Source organism: Variovorax sp. DAIF25, assembly GCF_050711835.1.
Taxonomy (GTDB): domain Bacteria; phylum Pseudomonadota; class Gammaproteobacteria; order Burkholderiales; family Burkholderiaceae_C; genus Variovorax.
On the sequence record NZ_CP136636.1, the window covers coordinates 2,713,662 to 2,726,880 of the forward strand.

Genomic DNA, 13,219 nt, shown 5'->3' on the forward strand with positions numbered 1-13,219 from the left:
GGCGTCGAATCGTGTCCTGTGTCCGGGCTTCTGGACGAGAAGAGAAAAAAGCAAGTGAGCGATGCGCCGCCGCCTCAGGGTTCCTCCGGCATCCGCATCGCGGGCTACTTGCCCGTAGAATTTCTACTCCTCGGTAACGTCCGCGATCTTCCAGACGCGACTTCGCCGCGGCATCAGGACTTACCCCTGCGCGCAAACCCGGATCGCCCCATGACCCTCACCAAGCGCCGTGCCTCCGCCGCCAAGGCCTCTGCCATCGAGGCCGCCGACGAATCGCCCTGGGTGCCCTCGGCCCAGCGCGCGATGCAGCGCGAACTCAAGCGCCAGGCCGTGCTGCAGACGGCGGCGCAGCTGTTCAACGAGCGCGGCTTCCACGCCACCTCGCTCGACGACATCGCCGAGCGGCTGCACGTGACCAAGCCCACGCTCTACTACTATGTGAAGAGCAAGGACGACATCCTGCTCGAGTGCGTGCGCGCCGCGCTGGGCATGATGCAGGAGGGCATCGACGAGGTGCGCCGCAACGGCGGCCGCGCGCTCGACCAGCTCATGGCCTGCATGCGCAGCTACTCGGCCATCGTCTGCGAGGAGTTCGGCAAGTGCGTGATCCGCATCGGCGAGGACCCGCTGCCCGAGCCGCTCAAGAAGGAGCTGCGCCGCCTCAAGGCCGGCATCGACCACGAGTTCCGCCGGCTGATCGACGAGGGCATCGCCGAGGGCTCGATCGCGCCCTGCGACCCGAAGATGGCCGCCTTCATGCTGGCCGGCGCGCTGAGCTGGATCGGCCGCTGGTACCGGCGCGACGGCGACCTCACGCCCGAGCAGATCGCCGACCAGGCGATCGCGCTGCTGCTCAACGGGGTGCTGCAGCAGGTGCCCGCGGCACCGGCGCGGCGCAAGACAACCCGGGCGACGGCGGCCTGAAGTCCTTCCCCTCTCATGGAGCAGACGACGATGACCCAGACAACCACCCCCGACACCCCGCTCGAGTTCGGCCGCGAAGGCGCGGTCGCCACGCTGCGCTTCAACCGCCCGGCGGCGCTCAACGCCATCGACGTGCCGATGGCGCAGGCCTTCCTCGCGGCGGTGCGCGCCATCGCGGCCGACCGCTCGGTGCGCGCGGTGCTCATGAGCGGCGCCGGCAAGGGCTTCATGGCCGGCGGCGACCTCGCGCTGCTGAGCGCCGATCCGCAGGGCGGCGCGGCCGCGCTGATCGGCCCGCTGCACGAGGCGCTGGAAGTGCTCGCCACCATCGACGCCCCGGTGGTCGCGCAGGTGCACGGCGTGGCGGCCGGCGCGGGCCTGAGCCTGATGCTGCAGGCCGACTTCGTGCTCGCGGCCGAGGGCACGCGCTTCAACCTGGCCTACGTCAACATCGGCGCGAGCTGCGACGTCGGCGCCTCGTGGGCGCTGCCGCGCTGGGTCGGGCTGCGCCGCGCGCTCGAGATCGCGATGCTCGGCGACATGCTCGACGCGCCCGAGGCCGAGCGCATCGGCCTCATCAACCGCGTGCTGCCGGCCGATGCGCTGGCCGGCGAGGCGATAGCGCTGGCGCAGCGCCTGGCCAACGGGCCGACCGTGGCGCTGGGCCAGTTGCGGCGGCTGATGCGCGGCAGTTTCGAGCGCGAGTTGCCGACGCAGCTCGCCGCCGAATCGGCGGCCTTCCAGGTCTGCGCCGCGAGCCAGGATTTCCGCAGCGGCGTCGACGCCTTCTTCGCGAAGAAGCCGGCGCGCTTCGAAGGCCGCTGATCCCTTTTTCCCTTTCTTGTTCATTTCATCCAGGAGCAGTTCATGACCTCTCGCGAGATCTTCGTCGTCGGCAGCGCCCGCACGGCCATCGGTACCTTCGGCGGTTCGCTGAAGGACGTGCCCAACACCCAGCTGGCCACCACCGCGGTCAAGGCCGCGATCGAGCGCAGCGGCGTCGCGCCCGCGGCCATCGGCCACGTGGTGATGGGCAACGTGATCCCCACCGACACCAAGGACGCCTACCTCAGCCGCGTGGCCGCCATCGATGCCGGCTGCCCGATCGAGACGCCAGCCTTCAACGTCAACCGCCTCTGCGGCTCGGGCCTGCAGGCCATCGTCTCGGCGGCGCAGGCGATCGCGCTCGGCGACTGCGACATCGCGATCGGCGGCGGCTCCGAATCCATGAGCCGCGGCCCGTACTTCGACACCGCCGCGCGCTACGGCGCGCGCATGGGCGACGTGCAGCTGGTCGACTACATGCTCGGCATCCTCCACGACCCGTGGGAGAAGATCCACATGGGTATCACGGCCGAGAACGTCGCCGCGCGCTACGGCATCACGCGCGAGCAGCAGGACGCGCTGGCCGTGGCCAGCCAGCAGCGTGCCGCGGCCGCCATCGCCGCGGGCCGCTTCAAGGAGCAGATCGTTGCGGTCGAGGTCAAGACGCGCAAGGGCGTGGTGCTGTTCGACACCGACGAGCACGTGCGCGCCGACACCACGCTGGAGACGCTCGCCAAGATGAAGCCGGCCTTCAAGAAGGATGGCCTGGTCACGGCCGGCAATGCCTCGGGCATCAACGACGGCGCCGCCGCGCTGGTGCTGGCCGAGGGCGCGCGCGCGAAGGCCGAGGGCCTGAAGCCGCTGGCGCGGCTCGTGGGCTATGCGCACGCGGGCGTGGAGCCGGCCTACATGGGCATCGGCCCGGTGCCGGCCACGCGCAAGGTGCTCGAGCGCACCGGCCTCAAGGTGAGCGACTTCGACGTGATCGAGTCGAACGAGGCCTTTGCGGCCCAGGCCTGCGCGGTGATCCAGGAGCTGGGCTTCGACCCGGCCAAGGTCAATCCCAACGGCTCGGGCATCTCGCTGGGCCATCCGGTGGGCGCCACGGGCGCGATCATCGCGGTGAAGGCGATCGCCGAGCTGCACCGCGTGCAGGGCCGCTATGCGCTGGTCACGATGTGCATCGGCGGCGGTCAGGGCATCGCCGCGGTGTTCGAGCGCGTCTGATCCGGCGCGAGCAACGGAACGCGGTGTGTGGCGGCATCCTCCACAAGGAGGATGGCCCGAAGCGACACCCCCGCTAATCTTCTGCCTGCCCGGAGAGGAGGAGCGAGTGATCGAGGAGAGGACTCCGGGTGTGTGCAGCGCGTCGGGCGGGGTGGTCTGCCCGACGCGACATGCCTCCTTCCGGACCGCTCTCCCCACGCTCCCCCCCGCTTCGCCGCACCGCGCACAATGCAGCCCGTGCAGCGCCATCCCCCCATCCTCGTCGACGAATCCGAGATCGATTTCAGCGCGATCCGTGCCCAGGGCGCGGGCGGGCAGAACGTCAACAAGGTCTCGAGCGCAGTCCACCTGCGCTACGACATCCGCGCGAGTTCGCTGCCCGAGGACATGAAGGAGCGGCTGCTCGCGCTGCGCGACAGCCGCATCACGCAGGAGGGCGTGCTGGTGCTAAAGGCTCAACAGCACCGCAGCCAGGAGATGAACCGCGCCGATGCGATCGCGCGCCTGCAGGCCGTGGTCGACAGCGTGGCGACGGTGCCGCGCGTGCGGCGCGCCACCAAGCCCACCTACGGTTCGAAGCAGCGCCGGCTCGAAGGCAAGAGCCAGCGCTCGCAGGTCAAGAGCCTGCGCGGACCGGTCCGGGGGGACTGAGCGGTGCGGTGCCGCCGCGCAGCCGCCGGATCTGCAGGCTCAGGCCCACCGCATAGAGCACCAGCAGCACGCCGGTGATCGCCTTGAGTTCGGGCGCATCGGGGCTCGCCAGCAGTGGCGCGCCGAGCGGCAGCCGCGTCAGCGTTTCGGTGAAGGTCGGAATCCAGTGGAACATGAAGGTGGCCGAATAGGCCGCCAGCTCGGCATGGCGCGCGAAGCGCCCGAAGAGCCGGCCGCGCCCGGCCTGGAAGCCGATGGCCAGCGCCAGCAGGGTCACGATGCCCAGCACGTGCGGCCGGCCGAAGCCGCCATGCTGGAAGATGCCGAAGCCCGTGAGGCAGGTCAGCACCGTGGTCCAGACGTAGAGCCGGCCGAGGCCGGTGCGCCAGGAGATCTCCTTGTAGCGGATCAGGGCCAGTGCCCCGGCCGCCAAAGCCACCAGGCGAGGGCCTGTTCACCCTACGCAAGGGGTCGCGAAGCTCACCAGAGCCCGCCCATCAAGGCGCGCGACGCCGCGTGTGCGTCCGCACACGCTAGGAGCGCAACGCCGAGGGGCGGGCTCTGGTGAGCTTCCCTTCGGGCTGCTTCGCAAAGGGGCCGTCTGCGGCGTTGCCCGCGCTTGCAAGGCATCAGCCTTGCTGCGCGCGGGCGCCTTGCATCCAGCCCCTTTGCGAAGCAGCGCGACCCCTTGCATAGGGTGAACAGGCCCTCTCGCCGTATGGACGATCCCCAACGAAGTCAACCCCAGCCAGACCGTTGCCGCCATGTGCTGCTCCTCATGTTTCGTGGTGCGCGCGATTCTGTCGTGTTCGGCCGGTTTTGGGGAGGGGCCGGTTAAGTCCTGCTTAAACCTGCGCCAGGGCGCTGCTTGCACAATCCAGGCCATGACCGCTTTCCCGATGCATTGGCGGCCCGTGCGGGCCGTCGCCCTCTCGCTGGCACTGGCCGCGGGGCTGCTGGCCGGATGCGGACCCGAGCGTGCCGCGCCGGCCAGCGCGGCCGCCGGCGTGGCGCCCGAGCTCAAGTGGGAGGAACTGATCCCCAAGAGCTGGGACCCGACCCAGCGCTACCGCAACATCAGCCTCGAATCGCTGCGCGACAACGACCCGCGCGCGATCCAGATGCTCGACGAGATGCGCGCGGTCTGGGACAACGCGCCGGTGAACGTGGCGCTCGACGGCGTCGACGGCCGCCTGACCGGCTTCGTGGTGCCGCTGGACGCCTCGCCCGACGGCATCCGCGAGTTCCTGCTGGTGCCGTACTTCGGCGCCTGCATCCACACGCCGCCGCCGCCGGCCAACCAGATCGTGCGCGTGATCGCCCACGAGACGGTGAAGGGCCTGCATGCGATGGACACGGTGCATGTGCGCGGCACCCTGCGCGCGGCGCGCTACGCCTCGGCCGACATGGGCGTGAGCGGCTACGAGATCCGCTCGGCGGCGGTCGAGCCCTTCGTCGCCAAGGCGCAATAGGCGCAAGCGAGCGGCGCGATTCAGTCCGCGAGCCGCTCGGCCAGGAAATCCAGGAACGAGGTGATGCGCGCCGACAGCTGCGTGTTGCGGTAGTAGACCGCGTTGACCGGCTGGCGCACGTCGACCGTGTCCCTGGCCAGCACCTGCACCAGCGCGCCGCTCGCGCGGTCGGCCGCGGTCATGAAGTCCGACAGGCACACCATGCCCACGCCGGCCAGCGCGAGCTGGCGCAGGGTCTCGCCGCTCGAGGCCGCGAGGCCGGGCACGATCTGCCATTCGTCGCCATGCGGGCCGCGCAGCGGCCAGCGGTTGAGCGACTCGGGCTGGGTGAAGCCCAGCAGCGTGTGCGTGGCGAGCTCCTCCACCTTGCGCGGCCGGCCATGGGCCTCGAGGTAGGCCGGGCTCGCGAGCACGCGCAGCCGGTGCGTGCCCAGCGGCCGCGCATGCAGCGTGGAGTCGCGCAGCGGGCCGATGCGGATCGCGATGTCGGTGCGGCGCTCGAGCAGGTCGATCGGCAGGTCGTCGGTGTCGAGCTCGAGCTCGATCTGCGGATAGCGGCGGCGGAACTCGGCCACCAGCGGCACCACCGCATGCAGCATGTAGGGCGAGGCGGCATTCACGCGCAGCCGGCCCGCGGGCTGCCCGCGGCGCGAGGCCATCTGCTCCTCGGCCTCGTCGATGGCGTCGAGGATGCTGCGGGTGCGCTGCAGGAAGGCCGCGCCTTCCTCGGTCAGCTCGAGCCGCCGGGTGGTGCGGCGCAGCAGCGTGGTGGCCAGCTTCTGCTCGAGCCGGCTCAGCGCGCGGCTCACGCCCGAGACCGTCTGCGAGAGCTGCTCGGCCGCGGCCGTGATCGAGCCGGTGTCGACCACGGTGCGGAAGGCCAGCAGTTCCTCGATCGTGGTCTTCATGGACGCTCGCTCAGTGCGCGGCCTGGGCCTCGGCCTCGGTAGGCAGCGGCACCTCGATGCGCGGCACCAGCGCCGCCAGCGCCTCGCCGTCGGTGCGGTAGCTGAACAGCAGCGGCCCCGGCGCGAGCAGGCCGGCGCGTTCCAGCACCTGCATCGCAGGCAGCTTGAGGCCGCTCAGGTGCAGCCGCACGCCGCGCGACTCGAGCATGCGGCGGATCGAGCCGAACACCTCGGCGCCGGTGATGTCGATGCGGTTGATCGGCTGGGCGAACAGGCACACGTCGGTCAGGTCGGGCCGGTCGGCCAGCGCCACCGTGAGCGCGCGCTCGAGCGTGGAGGCCGAGGCGAAGTCGAGCTCGGCGTCCATGCGCAGCGCATGCAGGTGCGGCGCCAGCGGCGGCAGCTTCCACAGGTGGCGGTCGCGCAGGCTGCCGTCGGGATGCAGGCCGACCTCGATGATGCGCGGGTGCAGGTGGCGGTACATGTAGTTCGCCAGGCTCGCGAGCAGGCCGCCGAGCACGCCCCAGTAGATGCTGGGCGCGGTCGCGATGGTGAGCACGAAGGTGCCGATGGCGATGCCGGCCTCGAGCCGCGAGATGCGCCACAGCGCGGTGAAGCTCGAGGGCTTGACCAGCCCGAGGATGGCCGTCACCACCACCGAGGCCAGCACCGCCTGCGGCACGTGGTAGAGCAGCGGCATCAGCCACAGCAGCGCGCCGGCCACCACCACCACGCTGAACAGCGTGGCCCAGCCGGTCTGCGCGCCGGCGTAGAGCGTGATCGCCGAGCGCGAGAACGAGGAACTGGTGGGAAAGGCGCCCGTGAAGCCCGAGGCCAGCTTGGCCAGGCCCTGGCCGATCAGGTCCTGGTTCTCGTTCCACAGCGTGCCGGCGCGCGCGTTGTCGACCTTGGCACTCGAGGCGGTCTCGAGGAAGCTCACCAGCGTGATCATCAGCGCCGGCAGCACCAGCGCGCTGAAGGTGCTGGCCGGCAGCAGGCCGGGCCAGTAGAAGTCGGGCAGGCCCGAGGGCAGGCTGCCGACCACCGCGCCGCCGCGCAGCGCATAGCTGATGCCCCAGCTCAGCGCGGCCGCGCCGGCCACCAGCGCCATGGTGGTTGGAAAGCGCGGCACGAAGCGCTTGCCCAGCCACAGCACGGCGATGCCGCCGAGGCCGAAGGCGATGGCCGTGAGGTCGGGCAGCGGGCCGTCGCCGCGCAGCACCTGCGGGATGGTGCGCCCGGTGAAGCCCAGCAGCGCCGGCAACTGCGAGATCGCGATCAGCACCGCCGCGCCCTGCGTGAAGCCGATCAGCACCGGCGAGTTCACCAGCCGCAGCATCCAGCCGAAGCCGCCCGCGCCCAGCACGATCTGGATCGCGCCCGACATCAGCGTGAGCCACACCGCCATCGCCACCCATTCGGGGCTGCCGGCCACCGCCAGCGGCGCGAGCGAGGCGCCCACGAGCAGGCTGGTGAGCGCGGTCGGACCGACCGACAGCCGTTGCGAGGAACTGAACATCACGGCGATCAGCGCCGGGAACAGCGCCGCGTAGACGCCGGTGACCAGCGGCATGCCCGCGAGCGCCGCATAGGCCACGCCCTGCGGGATCACCATCAGCGCGACCGTGATGCCGGCCATCGCCTCGCCGCGCAGCAGGGCGGCGGAGGGGCGCGGCCAGCCCAGACAGGGAACCCAGCGCGCCAGGCGCTGGCGCAGGGACGGGGAAGAAGCGGAGGTGGCGGGTGGCGGCGTCATGGAAAGCGGTCTGTCGCGCACGCGGGGCGTGGGCGGACGCGGCACGGGAACGAAGGGAAGAGGAAAAATGCCGCGACCGTGCGATGTTAGTGCGCCGCACGGTGCCGGCGCAGCACGGTTTACCCCGGCATCGCCGCTGCCGGGGCCCCGGGCCTCAGAGCAGCTTGGTCGCGTTCTTCAGCACGTAGTCGCAGCCCTTTTCCTTGACCTTCGAGGTCAGCAGCTTGAAGTTGAGCGTCTGGCCGTCGCCGCCCTTGAGCAGGCCCTTGGCGCCGTTCGCGAAGCCGGTCTGCTGCTGCTTCTGGCCGGTGATCTTGGCCAGCAGCTTGTCCTTGACCGAGGCCGCGTCGCCGCCGCCCAGGTAGTTGTTCTTGATGCAGTACTGCAGCACGCCGGCCGCGTTGCCCATGGTGTTGTTGCCGATCGCGGGCATCGAGAAGCCGAGGTTCTCGGCCAGCCCGGCGGTCGCGCCGCCGCTGCTGCCACCGTTGCTGCCGGCGCTGGCCGCGCCGCCGCCCATCTGGTTCTTGAGCTGGTCGAGCAGCTTCGATTCGGCGCTGGCCGAGACGCCGGCCGCGAGCAGGGCGAGCGCGATCAGGGTGGAACGGAACTTCATGGCGACCTCCTTGGTGCGAATGGATATGCGGGCACAGCATACGCCGCCCCGGTGGCGAAAGGAGGTCGCCGCGCGGACCGGCTCAGCGCGTGCGCGCCGGGCGCTTGGGCAGCAGCGGCTCGCTCACGCCCGCGACGCCGACCAGCCCGAGCACGGTCACCAGCGAGTTCTGCGCGCCCTTCCAGCCGTCGGTCACGTCGATCCACTCGCTGAGCGCGTGGAAGCCGCCGGTCTTGCCGCCGCCGCCGATGATGATCGCGGGGATGCCCAGCGAGATCGGCACGTTGGCGTCGGTGCTGCCGCCGCGCAGCAGGGTCTTGTGGCCGAAGGCCGCGTTGGCGCGCGTGGCGGCCTCGACGATCACCGAATCCGGTGGGGTGCGGCCACCGGGCCGGTCGCCGATCAGCCTGGTGCTCACGCTCAGCGTGTTCACGTTCCAGCGCTTGTTCTCCTCGGCCACGGCTTCGTCGAGCGTGGCGAGGATCTTCTTCTCGGCCTCGAGCAGCGAGGCCATGTCGTCCGAGCGGATGTCGATCGCCATGCGCGCATCGGGCGCGATGGTGTTGACCGAGGTGCCGCCGCCGACCGTGCCGACCGTGAAGGTGGTCTTGGGGAAGCTCGGCGTGCGCACCTCGGCGATCTTGGCGATGGCGCGGCCCATGCCGTGGATCGCGCTGGGCACCTGGCCGAAGGCGCCGAAGCTGTGGCCGCCCGGGCCCTTGAAGTTCACCTCGTAGCGATGGCTCGCGGTGCCCAGCACCAGCACGTTGCCGTCGGGCGAGGGCTCGAGGCCGACCATGCCGTCGATGTCGAGGTGGTCACGGAAGATCGCCTTCATGCCGCGCAGGTTGCCGAGTTCCTCCTCGCCGACATTGCCCACGAACAGCAGGTCGCCGCGGGTCTGGATCTTGTTGTCGTTGAGCACCTTGAGCCAGGACAGCAGCACCGACAGGTCGCGCGTGTCGTCGGAGATGCCCGGGGCGAACAGCTTGCCCTCGCGCTCCTTGACCTTCACGTCGGTGCCGGCGGGGAACACGGTGTCGAGGTGCGCCGAGACCAGCAGCTTCGGACCATTGCCCGTGCCCTTGCGCAGGCCGACCACGTTGCCTTCGGCATCGATCTTCGCGTCGGCCAGGCCCAGCGCCTTCATGCGCGCGAGGAAGGCCTCGGCACGCTTCTGTTCCTTGAACGGCGGCGCCTCGATCTCGGTCAGCAGCTTCAGGTCTTCCACCGAGCGCTCGTGGTCGGCCTTCACCGCCTCGAGCAGCTTCTGGACCGTGGGCGCGGCCATCAATTGCGTGTAGGCCTTCTCGACCTCCGGGCTCACCTGGGCCGGCGTGGGCGCCACCGCCGCGCTCTGCGCATGGGCGAGCGGGGCGGTGCCGAACACCGCGAGGGCGAGGGCGAGCGGGGCGAGGCGGAGGGAAGAGGGCGCGAGACGGGGCATGCGGTAGTCCGGGAGTGAGGGATCCTGTTGAAAGAAAAACCGTCGTTCGACGGAGCCGGAGGGATTCGAACCCCCGACGACGGCATCACCGGTTCGCCGAGGACGAAGCGTCGGCGATTCTTCCTTTCAGTCGCCTGTCGTGCTGGGGTTTAATCTTCGACTCCGTCAGTTTTTCTAACGAACACCATGCGACGTCACATCCCGAGCACGCGCGCGCTGCTGGTCTTCGACGCGGTCGCGCGCCAGCACGGCGTGAGCCGTGCCGCCGAGGAGCTGTGCCTCACGCACAGCGCCGTGAGCCAGCAGCTGCGGCTGCTCGAAAGCCAGATCGGCGTGCGGCTGGTGCAGCGTTCCGCGCGCGGCACCACGCTGACCGAGGCCGGCCGGCGCTACCACGGCCAGATCTCGGGCGACCTGATCCGGCTGCAGGACCACACGCTCGAGGCGATGGCGCGGCGCACCGACGGCCTGCGGCTGATCGTGGGCGCGGTGCCGGTGCTGGCCGAGGGCTGGCTGCTGCCGCGGCTGCCCGGCTTCACGGCGCTGCAGCCGGGCTGCAGCCTGCACCTGCAGGTCTTCCCGACGCTGCGCTACATGGAGGACCTGCCCTTCGACGTCGGCGTGCAGTACGACGACGCGGTCTGGCCCGGCGCCCACACGCAGCCGCTGATGGCCGAGGCGTGCGTGGCGGTGTGCGCGCCCGGTGCCCGCGGCCGCGCCGAGATGGCGCGCGGCGATTTCCGCGCGGCGCCATTGCTGCAGCTCCGCAGCCGGCTCGGTGCCTGGGAGGAGTGGTTCGCGCAGGCGCCCGCCGCGATGCAGCCGCCCGAGAACCTGATCGCGGGCCATCGCTTCGACCTGTTCTCGATGCTGGTCGAGGCGGTGCGGGCCGACCTCGGCGTGGGGCTGGTGCCGCGCTACTACGTCGAGCGCGCGCTGCGTTCGGGCGAACTGGCGCTGGCCTGCGAGCACGAGGCGCCCTCGCGCCGTGGCTACAGCGTGTTCGTGCCGCCGCAGCGCGCGGCCGATCCGCTGGTGCAGGCCTTCATCGACTGGGTCTGCGAACTGCCGACCGCTTGAGGCCGGCGCGATTCAGGCGCGGCGGAACAGCAGCACCGAGTTCGTGCCGCCGAAGGCGAAGGAGTTGCTGATCGCCGCCTCGAGCGCGGGCGCGTCGGCGTCGCCTGCGGCCACGAGGTTCAGCGCGCAATCGGGATCGGCCTGGCCACCGTTCACGTTCGGCGGCAGCCGGCGTTCGCGCAGCGCGAGGATGGTGATGACCGCCTCGAGCGCGCCGGCGCCGCCGAGCAGGTGGCCGTGCAGCGCCTTGGTCGAGCTGGTGCGCAGGCCGTCGAGATCGTCGCCCCAGACCGCGGCCAGCGCGTTGCGCTCCACCGCGTCGCCGATGCGGGTGGCGGTGCCGTGCGCGTTGCAATAGCCCACGTCGCGCGGCGCGAGGCCGGCCTGGCGCAGGGCCGAGCGCAATGCGCGCGCCTGGCCGGGCGCGTCGGGCTTGGTGAGATGGGTGGCGTCGCTGCTCAGGCCCCAGCCGGCGAGCAGCGCATGGATGCGCGCGCCGCGCCGGCGTGCGCGTTCGGCCGACTCGAGCACCACGAAGGCCGCGCCCTCGCCGAGCGCGAAGCCGCTGCGGTCGGCCGCGAAGGGCTTGACGGCCTGCGCCGCCTCGCCAGGCTGGAAGCCGGCCAGCGTCATCATGGCCTGCCAGGCCAGCACCACGCCGGGCACGATCAGCGCCTCGCTGCCGCCCGCGATGGCGAGATCGACCTCGCCGCGCTGGATCGCCTTGGCGGCCTCGGCGATCGCCACCGACGACGAGGCGCAGGCCACCGAATAGGTGAGCACCGGGCCCTGCACGCCCTGGCGCATCGACACGTGGGCCGCCGGCGCATTGGGCATGAAGGCCGGAATGGTCAGCGGCGACACGCGGCCGTTGCCGCGGTAGGCGGCCTCGAGCGCCGCCGCGCCGCCCATGCCGCAGCCGCCGTAGACGCCCACGCGTTCGGCATCGAGGCCGCTGTCGGCGAGGGCGGGAATGCCGGCATCGCGCATCGCGAGGTCGGCGGCGGCCACCGCGAGCTGGCTCACGCGGTCGACGCCCGCGAGCTGCAGCTTGGTGAACCAGCGGCTCTCGTCGAAGGCGACGGTGGCGGCGGCGGCCGGCTTGGGGAGTTCGGGAAACACCGGCGCGATGGCCGAGCGGCCCTGCAGCAGGGCCTCGAACAGGGTGTCTGGATGGTCGCCGTGCGGGGCGATGACGCCCAGCCCGGTGACGGCGACCTCCGAGGGCGTGTTCACGCTGGCTTGGCGGCGCGGACCTTGTCGACCAGCACGGCCAGTTCGGCCAGCGTGTCGATGTTGGCGTCCTCGTCGGGCATGGTGATGCCGAAGTGGTCTTCGATGGCGAACAGGAATTCGGCCAGCGCCAGCGAATCGAGGCCGCCTTTCTCCCGCATGGAGGCATGGGGGTCGAGGGTCGACGGTTCGATGCCGTACTTCTCTTGGATCAGGTCCTGCAATTCCTTCAGCGAACTCATCGTGCGATGCCTGTGGTCTCTCTTGCCAGCCGCTGATCGATTGCAATCGATCCCTTCCTCGCTCGGCGTATGTCTAGGGTCGGTGAGCGCCAATGATATCCGCTCCCACCGCAGGGACATGCCGGCCGGAAGGGGGAGTCAGCGTGCTCGGTAACCCGGACGCCAGCGCAGCGAGGGCAGCGCGAAGGCCAGCCCGAGCAGCGCGCCGGCCAATGCATCGAGCGCCACGTGCTGCTTGACCGCCAGCGTCGACCAGGCGATGGCCGCGAACCAGAGCCAGTTCAAGAGCCGCGGCCACAGCGGCGTGCGGGCCTCGCGCAGCACGTGCTCGAGCCGCACCGCGGTGAAGATCGCCACCGCCACGTGCATCGACGGGCAGGCGTTGCCGGCCGCGTCCACGCCCTGCAGCATCTCGAAGCCCGGATAGCCCGAAACGTCGATGGCCAGAGGAGGTATCTGCGTCGGCCACAGGTAGAACAGGCCCAGCCCGGTGAGGCACAGCCCGCCGACCCAGAAGCCGTAGACCAGCAGCTCGCGGAAGTTCGGCTGCAGCCCGGGCGCCACGCCCACGTAGAGCCACAGCGACAGGTAGGCACCCAGGAAGTGGGGCTGGAACGGGACCAGCGCGTCGAGCGCGGTCAGCGGCATCACCGTGACCGGGAAGGCCGGGTTGCGCAGCAGGTGGAAGTAGCCGATGAAGAACAGCCAGGTGAAGACCGTGGTGCCGACCGCCTTCAGCAGGAACAGGCTGCGCACGCGGCGCCCGATCTCGGCGCCCCAGGTGGGCGTGGCCGGTGCGGCGGGCAGGGGCAGGGGGAGCGGTCGGTTCATGGCGGGC

14 protein-coding genes are annotated in these 13,219 nt (G+C 71.0%); 6 read left to right on the forward strand and 8 right to left on the reverse strand.

Annotated features, from left to right (window positions below; genetic code table 11):
• Positions 1-210: 210 nt before the first annotated feature.
• The 4 genes from R0232_RS12410 to arfB all read left to right on the forward strand — a co-directional run bounded on the left by R0232_RS12410 (position 211) and on the right by arfB (position 3,627).
• Positions 211-924, forward strand: coding sequence for a TetR/AcrR family transcriptional regulator (locus R0232_RS12410; protein ID WP_431512277.1), 714 nt, complete (start codon positions 211-213; stop codon positions 922-924).
• A gap of 30 nt (positions 925-954) precedes the next feature.
• Positions 955-1,749, forward strand: coding sequence for an enoyl-CoA hydratase/isomerase family protein (locus R0232_RS12415; RefSeq protein WP_431512278.1), 795 nt, complete (start codon positions 955-957; stop codon positions 1,747-1,749).
• A gap of 42 nt (positions 1,750-1,791) precedes the next feature.
• Positions 1,792-2,976, forward strand: coding sequence for an acetyl-CoA C-acyltransferase family protein (locus tag R0232_RS12420; RefSeq protein WP_296777997.1), 1,185 nt, complete (start codon positions 1,792-1,794; stop codon positions 2,974-2,976).
• Positions 2,977-3,213: 237 nt separating this feature from the next.
• A complete protein-coding gene (gene arfB / locus R0232_RS12425; protein WP_431512279.1) occupies positions 3,214-3,627 on the forward strand; it encodes an alternative ribosome rescue aminoacyl-tRNA hydrolase ArfB in 414 nt (137 codons plus the stop codon).
• Here arfB and R0232_RS12430 read toward each other — a convergent pair.
• The gene (locus R0232_RS12430) at positions 3,593-4,066 is read right to left on the reverse strand and encodes a hypothetical protein (protein WP_431512280.1); all 474 of its coding nucleotides are present in this window, start codon (positions 4,064-4,066) and stop codon (positions 3,593-3,595) included. The genes arfB and R0232_RS12430 overlap by 35 nt on opposite strands.
• A gap of 445 nt (positions 4,067-4,511) precedes the next feature.
• Between R0232_RS12430 and R0232_RS12435 the strand changes: the two genes are divergently transcribed.
• The gene (locus tag R0232_RS12435) at positions 4,512-5,099 is read left to right on the forward strand and encodes a DUF3299 domain-containing protein (RefSeq protein ID WP_256222511.1); all 588 of its coding nucleotides are present in this window, start codon (positions 4,512-4,514) and stop codon (positions 5,097-5,099) included.
• A 20-nt stretch (positions 5,100-5,119) separates the two neighbouring features.
• Here R0232_RS12435 and R0232_RS12440 read toward each other — a convergent pair whose 3' ends face one another.
• From R0232_RS12440 to R0232_RS12455, 4 genes are all read right to left on the reverse strand, one after another.
• Positions 5,120-6,007 carry a LysR substrate-binding domain-containing protein gene (locus tag R0232_RS12440; protein ID WP_431512281.1) on the reverse strand — a complete coding sequence of 296 codons (888 nt, stop codon included), beginning with the start codon at positions 6,005-6,007 and terminating at the stop codon, positions 5,120-5,122.
• 10 nt (positions 6,008-6,017) lie between these two features.
• Entirely contained in the window at positions 6,018-7,763 is a 1,746-nt protein-coding gene (locus R0232_RS12445; protein ID WP_093342938.1) for a SulP family inorganic anion transporter, read from the reverse strand.
• Between the two features lie 154 nt (positions 7,764-7,917).
• Positions 7,918-8,379: a DUF2501 domain-containing protein gene (locus R0232_RS12450; RefSeq protein ID WP_208511200.1), complete on the reverse strand. Its 462-nt coding sequence runs from the start codon at positions 8,377-8,379 to the stop codon at positions 7,918-7,920.
• Positions 8,380-8,461: 82 nt separating this feature from the next.
• Positions 8,462-9,826 (reverse strand): M20/M25/M40 family metallo-hydrolase, encoded by a 1,365-nt coding sequence (locus R0232_RS12455; protein WP_431512282.1) that lies wholly within the window; start codon positions 9,824-9,826, stop codon positions 8,462-8,464.
• Between the two features lie 186 nt (positions 9,827-10,012).
• Between R0232_RS12455 and R0232_RS12460 the strand changes: the two genes are divergently transcribed.
• Positions 10,013-10,906: a LysR substrate-binding domain-containing protein gene (locus R0232_RS12460; protein ID WP_296781342.1), complete on the forward strand. Its 894-nt coding sequence runs from the start codon at positions 10,013-10,015 to the stop codon at positions 10,904-10,906.
• A gap of 12 nt (positions 10,907-10,918) precedes the next feature.
• On the opposite strand, the gene R0232_RS12465 is transcribed toward R0232_RS12460, so the two are convergent.
• The 3 genes from R0232_RS12465 to R0232_RS12475 all read right to left on the reverse strand — a co-directional run bounded on the left by R0232_RS12465 (position 10,919) and on the right by R0232_RS12475 (position 13,212).
• Positions 10,919-12,142, reverse strand: a complete 1,224-nt coding sequence (locus tag R0232_RS12465) for a beta-ketoacyl-[acyl-carrier-protein] synthase family protein (protein ID WP_431512283.1) — start codon at positions 12,140-12,142, stop codon at positions 10,919-10,921.
• Complete coding sequence (locus R0232_RS12470) at positions 12,139-12,381, reverse strand: acyl carrier protein (RefSeq protein WP_057597863.1); 243 nt, start codon at positions 12,379-12,381, stop codon at positions 12,139-12,141. The genes R0232_RS12465 and R0232_RS12470 overlap by 4 nt, the downstream gene beginning before the upstream one ends.
• Positions 12,382-12,519: 138 nt before the next feature.
• Positions 12,520-13,212, reverse strand: coding sequence for a phosphatase PAP2 family protein (locus tag R0232_RS12475; RefSeq protein ID WP_208511196.1), 693 nt, complete (start codon positions 13,210-13,212; stop codon positions 12,520-12,522).
• Positions 13,213-13,219: the final 7 nt, after the last annotated feature.

Excerpts from the sequence above, each read along its gene's own strand:
- R0232_RS12415 (WP_431512278.1), top strand. The coding sequence starts at position 955 with ATGACCCAGACAACCACCCCCGACACCCCGCTCGAGTTCGGCCGCGAA.
- R0232_RS12460 (WP_296781342.1), top strand. The coding sequence starts at position 10,013 with ATGCGACGTCACATCCCGAGCACGCGCGCGCTGCTGGTCTTCGACGCG.
- R0232_RS12450 (WP_208511200.1), bottom strand. The coding sequence starts at position 8,379 with ATGAAGTTCCGTTCCACCCTGATCGCGCTCGCCCTGCTCGCGGCCGGC.
- R0232_RS12455 (WP_431512282.1), bottom strand. The coding sequence starts at position 9,826 with ATGCCCCGTCTCGCGCCCTCTTCCCTCCGCCTCGCCCCGCTCGCCCTC.
- R0232_RS12475 (WP_208511196.1), bottom strand. The coding sequence starts at position 13,212 with ATGAACCGACCGCTCCCCCTGCCCCTGCCCGCCGCACCGGCCACGCCC.
- R0232_RS12440 (WP_431512281.1), bottom strand. The coding sequence starts at position 6,007 with ATGAAGACCACGATCGAGGAACTGCTGGCCTTCCGCACCGTGGTCGAC.
- R0232_RS12470 (WP_057597863.1), bottom strand. The coding sequence starts at position 12,381 with ATGAGTTCGCTGAAGGAATTGCAGGACCTGATCCAAGAGAAGTACGGC.
- R0232_RS12445 (WP_093342938.1), bottom strand. The coding sequence starts at position 7,763 with ATGACGCCGCCACCCGCCACCTCCGCTTCTTCCCCGTCCCTGCGCCAG.
- R0232_RS12435 (WP_256222511.1), top strand. The coding sequence starts at position 4,512 with ATGACCGCTTTCCCGATGCATTGGCGGCCCGTGCGGGCCGTCGCCCTC.
- R0232_RS12420 (WP_296777997.1), top strand. The coding sequence starts at position 1,792 with ATGACCTCTCGCGAGATCTTCGTCGTCGGCAGCGCCCGCACGGCCATC.
- R0232_RS12410 (WP_431512277.1), top strand. The coding sequence starts at position 211 with ATGACCCTCACCAAGCGCCGTGCCTCCGCCGCCAAGGCCTCTGCCATC.